The sequence below is a fragment of the Polaromonas sp. P1_G4 genome, assembly GCF_056405475.1.
Genome location: NZ_JBFUCA010000264.1, coordinates 1 through 5,763, shown reverse-complemented (window position 1 = coordinate 5,763; position 5,763 = coordinate 1). Strand labels below are relative to the sequence as shown.

The 5,763-nt window shown below is 58.8% G+C and carries 4 protein-coding genes; all 4 read right to left on the bottom strand.

Translation table 11 applies throughout. The annotated features are described in order from the left end of the window. Positions 1-106 precede the first annotated feature (106 nt). Positions 107-1,189, bottom strand: a complete 1,083-nt coding sequence (pheA, locus tag AC1D1X_RS13845; RefSeq protein WP_477667950.1) for a prephenate dehydratase — start codon at positions 1,187-1,189, stop codon at positions 107-109. 83 nt (positions 1,190-1,272) lie between these two features. Next, on the bottom strand, positions 1,273-2,379 hold the full coding sequence (gene serC / locus AC1D1X_RS13840) for a 3-phosphoserine/phosphohydroxythreonine transaminase (protein WP_477667949.1): 1,107 nt from the start codon (positions 2,377-2,379) through the stop codon (positions 1,273-1,275). After that, positions 2,376-2,951 carry a DUF2059 domain-containing protein gene (locus tag AC1D1X_RS13835; RefSeq protein ID WP_477667948.1) on the bottom strand — a complete coding sequence of 192 codons (576 nt, stop codon included), beginning with the start codon at positions 2,949-2,951 and terminating at the stop codon, positions 2,376-2,378. The genes serC and AC1D1X_RS13835 overlap by 4 nt, the downstream gene beginning before the upstream one ends. Then, a complete protein-coding gene (gyrA, locus tag AC1D1X_RS13830) occupies positions 2,951-5,599 on the bottom strand; it encodes a DNA gyrase subunit A (protein ID WP_477698471.1) in 2,649 nt (882 codons plus the stop codon). The genes AC1D1X_RS13835 and gyrA overlap by 1 nt, the downstream gene beginning before the upstream one ends. Between the last annotated feature and the right edge of the window lie 164 nt (positions 5,600-5,763).

Below are 5,763 nucleotides of genomic sequence, written 5' to 3'. Positions count from 1 at the left end.
CGGCGCGCTTGAGAGCCAGCGCAAAAGAACCGCCCATCAGGCCGCATCCAATGAGACCTAATTGTTCAAACATGTCGTGGTACCAGGGGTTTTGTGAGTTCGTGCATTAATCGCTGACAGGATAGGTTCCGAGAACCTTGTAAAAGGCGCACATTTGTTGCAGGTCAGCCAGTGCCGCCTTGACGTGGTCCTGCGACGGATGGCCTTGCAAATCGATATAAAAATAATATTCCCACTGGCCGGAGCGCGCCGGGCGCGATTCAAAGCGGGTCATGGAGACGCCATGGGCTTTCAACGGCATCAGGATGTCATGGACGGCGCCGGGGCGGTTGGGTACGGAGACCACCAGGCTGACACAGTCTTTGCCGGAGACGGGGGGGGAGGGCAGTGTTTGCGGCAGGCACACCACGGCAAAGCGCGTGCGGTTAAACGCGTCGTCCTGAATGGCGTGGGCGGCCGTATACAGGCCAAACTGGGTGGCGGCCCGGTCACTGGCAATGCCGGCCCATGCGGAGTTGGTGGAGGCAAGGCGTGCACCTTCAGCATTGCTGGAGGCTGCCCGGCGCTCCACATTGGGGAGGTGCGTGGTCAACCAGCCCTGGCATTGGGCCAGGGCCTGGGGGTGTGCATACACGGCTTCGATACCTTCCAGGGACTCGGAAAGCCGCAGGAGGTTGTGGCGCACCATCAGGCTGATCTCGCCAACGATGTGCAGGGGGGAGTTCAGGAACAGGTCGAGAGAGCGGGACACGACGCCCTCGGTCGAGTTTTCGACCGGCACAACCCCGTAGCTGGCGCTGCCGGCAGCCGTTGCACGAAAAACCTCGTCGATGCTGACACAGGGTACGTGCTCGATGCTGGCGCCAAAAAACTGCAGTGCCGCCTGTTCACTGAACGTGCCGGCAGGGCCGAGATATGCCACGCGTACGGGAGACTCCAGTGCCAGGCACGCCGACATGATTTCGCGCCATACGGCAGCAACATGTTCGTTTTTGAGCGGCCCTTGATTGGCTTGCTGGATCTGCTCAATAACCTGCGCAACCCGGTCCGGGCGGAAAAAGGGCGTACCCTCGCGCTTCTTGACTTCGCCGACCTGCTCCGCGACTTGGGCGCGGCGATTCAGCAAGGCGAGCAGTTCTCGATCCAGTGCATCAATCTGTACGCGTAAATCTGCAAGATGGGTGGTCATGTCAGAGACCACCCGGCCATGCGGCGGGCGCTGCAAATCTGCCGGAAAAGCGAACCATAATGAGGGCGAAAAAACATTTCATCCTAGGCGTGTTTTTGTTCGAATTCTCGCATGTACTCCACCAGTGCCTGGACACCGGCCAGTGGCATGGCGTTGTAAATGCTGGCGCGCAGCCCTCCCACTGACTTGTGACCCTTGAGCTGAAGCAAGCCCCGTGCCTTGGCGCCTGAGAGAAATGCGTCGTTCCGTGATTCGTCCCGCAAGAAAAATGGAACGTTCATCCGGGACCGGCAGTTTTTGTCGACCTTGTTGAGATAAAACTGCGAGCCGTCAATGGCGTCATACAGAAGCTGCGCCTTGGTTTTGTTGCGCGCCTCCATTGCGGCAATGCCGGTAGCGCCGCCTTCTTGCTGGCGCTTGAGCCACGCGAAGGTAAGGCCTGCAATGTAGATTGCGTACGTGGGGGGCGTGTTGTACATGGACTGGTTGTCCGCTACGGTCTTGTAGTCAAAAGCGCTGGGGCAAATCGCCAGCGCACGGCCAAGCAGGTCTTCCCGGATGACCACCAGCGTGACACCTGCAGGCCCCAGGTTTTTTTGTGCACCTCCAAATGCCAGGCCAACGAGAGACCAGTCAACCGGCCGCGATGCTACATGAGAGGAAAAATCGATGACCAGTGGTGCATCGCTTCCCAAGGCCTTAAGGTCCGGAAGGCTTTGAAACTCTACACCGTGGATGGTTTCATTGGTGCACAGGTGGACGTAGCTTGCGTCCGGCCGCAACTTCCAGCCGGACGGAGGTGGTAGCAGTGTGTGCCCGTTGTCTGCATTGCTCGCAGCGAGCTGGACATCGCAATACTTGCGTGCCTCTTTTTGCGATTTTTCACTCCAGCTGCCTGTTACCACGAAATCGGCCGAACGACCCTGCGAGACATTGAGGGGAACAATGGCATTTTCGGCAAGTCCGCCGCCCTGCATGAACAGGATCTTGAAGTGGGCCGGAATGGCCATCAGCTCGCGGAAATCGGCCTCCGCGTTTTCATAAATGGAAATGAACTCCTTTCCACGGTGACTCATCTCCATCACGCTCATGCCGCTGCCGTGCCAGTCCAGCATTTCGCCCGCCGCCTGCCGCAAAACCTCTTCGGGCAGGTTCGCCGGGCCAGCGGAAAAATTGAAAGGACGGGTCATTTCTTGGCGGGCGGCTTGCCTGCTCCCGGCGCGGGGCCGGTGCCAATGATCTTCAGCGCCACGTCGTCGAACTGCTTGGCACGTGCGAGGACGTCGGCACGCGATGCTTCTACCAGCTTTTGTACAAAGACATTGCCCAGCTCGGGCGCCGTAGCCTGGTATTTCTTGACGGCAGGTGATTCAAAAAAAGCAGCAAGCTGCTGGAGTTCTTCCTGTGTGAACCGTTCTGAATACGCGGGTACCAGCGATTCGGCACTGACTTTGCTGACCTGCTTGCTGATCAGCTGGCTCGCATCATCGGCATATTTCTTGAGTTCGGCGTTAAGTTCTTCAGACGCTTTTGGCTGCTTGGCTTTGGGAACATTTGCGTCCATTTTTGGAGCCCATTTAACAATGAGTTCCTGCGCCGTGGTGCCCGCAAGCTGGTTCACCAACCGGTCAAGCTCCGGCCCTTGCTGCAGCGCGACCACTTTTTTGGCCAGCTCTGTTTTTGGATCTGCTGCCTGCGCGTGAACAGCCGTGGCGCCGCAGGCCATGGCAGCGACCGTGATAGCGGTAAGGAAAATTTTCATCAGGTACTTTCGATGTTGGGGGTGTCTGTGCCGGTACCGGTTTCAGTATCGGGTTCGTCCAGCGAGGCATCGTTTTCAACGATGCGCTGAAGGCCGCTTAATTGTGAACCTTCGTCAAGGCCGATGAGCGTAACACCCTGTGTAGCCCTTCCCATTTCGCGGATTTCGCTGACGCGCGTGCGGACCAGCACGCCCTTGTCGGTGATCAGCATGATCTCGTCGTCCACGTGAACCAGCGTGGCTGCGACCACCTTGCCGTTGCGCTCGCTCTGCTGGATGGCGATCATGCCCTTGGTGCCGCGGCCGTGACGCGTGTATTCGGTGATGGACGTGMGTTTGCCATATCCGTTCTGGGTGGCTGTGAGCACACTTTGCTGCTCGTCTTCGGCGACCAGCATGGCGATCACGCCCTGGCCGTCTTCGAGCATCATGCCGCGCACGCCACGCGCATTGCGGCCCATGGGGCGCACGTCGTTTTCGTCGAAGCGCACGGCCTTGCCGCCGTCACTGAACAGCATCACGTCGTGCTTGCCGTCAGTCAGCGACGCACCAATCAGGTAGTCTCCCGCGTCAAGGTCGACCGCGATGATGCCGGCCTTGCGCGGATTGTTAAATTCGTCCAGAGCGGTTTTCTTCACGGTGCCCATCGAGGTGGCCATGAAGACGTACTGATCAGCCGGAAAGCTGCGCTTTTCGCCCGTGAGAGGAAGGACGACGGTGATTTTTTCACCTTCCTGCAAAGGGAACATGTTGACGATGGGACGCCCGCGCGAGCCGCGAGAACCGGCGGGTACTTCCCAGACCTTGAGCCAGTAGAGCCGGCCGCGATTGGAAAAGCACAGAATGTAATCGTGCGTGTTGGCGATGAAGAGCTGGTCGACCCAGTCGTCTTCCTTGGTGGCGGTGGCCAGCTTGCCGCGGCCGCCGCGTTTTTGCGCCCGGTATTCCGACAGCGGCTGGCTCTTGATATATCCGGTGTGGGAAAGCGTCACCACCATGTCGGTGGGGGTGATCAGGTCTTCGGTACTGAGATCAAACGAGCTGTGCTCGATCTGGCTGCGGCGGGCGCCGAGCTTTGTCTGGCCGAATTCCAGCTTGATAGCCGACAGTTCCTCGCCAATGATGATGGAAACCCGTTCTGGTTTTGCCAGGATGTCGAGCAAGTCATCGATCTCAGCCATGACTTCCTTGTACTCAGCCACGATCTTGTCCTGCTCCAGGCCGGTCAGGCGTTGCAGGCGCATCTGCAGGATTTCCTGTGCCTGCGTTTCCGAGAGGCGGTACAGCCCGTCGTTGCCCATGCCAAACATTTTCTCGAGGCCATCGGGGCGGTAGTCATCGGCGTTGACCACGCCGCCATCGGCACGCGTGCGGGTCAGCATTTCGCGCACCAGGCTGCTGTCCCAGGGGCGCAGCATCAGCTCTGCCTTGGCGACGGGAGGCGTGGGGGCGTTGCGGATGATGGCGATGAAGTCGTCAATATTGGCCAGGGCCACTGCCAGGCCTTCCAGCACGTGTCCGCGTTCGCGCGCCTTGCGCAGCGTGAACACGGTGCGGCGCGTCACGACTTCACGGCGGTGCGACAGGAAGACCTGGATCAGGTCCTTCAGGTTGCAAAGCTTGGGCTGGCCGTTGACCAGTGCCACCATATTGATGCCGAAGGTGTCCTGCAGCTGGGTCTGCTTGTACAGGTTGTTCAGCACTACTTCGGGCACTTCGCCGCGCTTGAGTTCAATCACCAGGCGCATGCCCGACTTGTCGCTCTCGTCCTGGATATGGCTGATGCCTTCGATTTTCTTCTCATGCACCAGCTCGGCCATGCGCTCCTGAAGCGTCTTTTTATTGACCTGGTAGGGGAGCTCGTCGACGATGATGGACTGGCGCTGGCCCTTGTCGATGTCCTCGAAATGGCACTTGGCACGCATGACCACCTTGCCGCGGCCGGTGCGGTAGCCGTCCTTGACGCCGTTGATGCCGTAAATAATGCCGCCCGTGGGAAAGTCAGGTGCGGGCACGATCTCCATCAACTCATCAATGGAGGCCCCCGGGTTTTTCAGCATGTGAAGGCAGGCATCGACCACTTCGTTGAGGTTGTGAGGTGGAATGTTGGTTGCCATGCCCACCGCAATGCCACCTGATCCGTTGACCAGCAGGTTCGGCAAACGCGTAGGCATGACCAACGGTTCCTGCTCGCTGCCGTCGTAGTTGGGGCCGAAATCGACGGTTTCCTTGTCAAGGTCGGCCAGCAGTTCGTGGGCGATTTTTGACAGGCGGATTTCGGTGTACCGCATGGCCGCAGCGTTGTCGCCGTCGACAGAGCCGAAATTCCCCTGGCCGTCAACCAGCAGGTGGCGCAAGGAAAAGTCCTGSGCCATSCGSACMATGGYGTCGTAGACYGACTGGTCGCCGTGCGGATGGTACTTRCCGATSACATCGCCGACGATACGCGCTGACTTTTTGTAAGGGCGGTTCCAGTCGTTGTTCAGCTCGTGCATGGCAAAAAGCACGCGCCGGTGTACCGGCTTGAGGCCATCCCTTGCATCAGGCAGGGCCCGCCCAACGATCACGCTCATTGCGTAATCGAGGTAGCTTCGCCGCATTTCCTCTTCAAGACTGATGGGCAGGGTTTCTTTTGCGAACTGGGTCATGAGCGGCCTGGTTGGGATTTCGAGATTCTTGAAGGAAACCGCTGATTTTAAGGCCGGAGTTTAAAGCGATGGCCTGTGGCGGGACAGCAACAAATGCTGAAGAATCTTAAGTCTGTGTCAGACGAAGCCGATAGCGTGCTTGAAGGTTCAGACAGGTGTGGCAC

Bases quoted from the DNA above. Each gene is read 5' to 3' on its own strand.
- pheA (WP_477667950.1), bottom strand. From the start codon at position 1,189: ATGACCACCCATCTTGCAGATTTACGCGTACAGATTGATGCACTGGAT.
- AC1D1X_RS13835 (WP_477667948.1), bottom strand. From the start codon at position 2,951: ATGAAAATTTTCCTTACCGCTATCACGGTCGCTGCCATGGCCTGCGGC.
- serC (WP_477667949.1), bottom strand. From the start codon at position 2,379: ATGACCCGTCCTTTCAATTTTTCCGCTGGCCCGGCGAACCTGCCCGAA.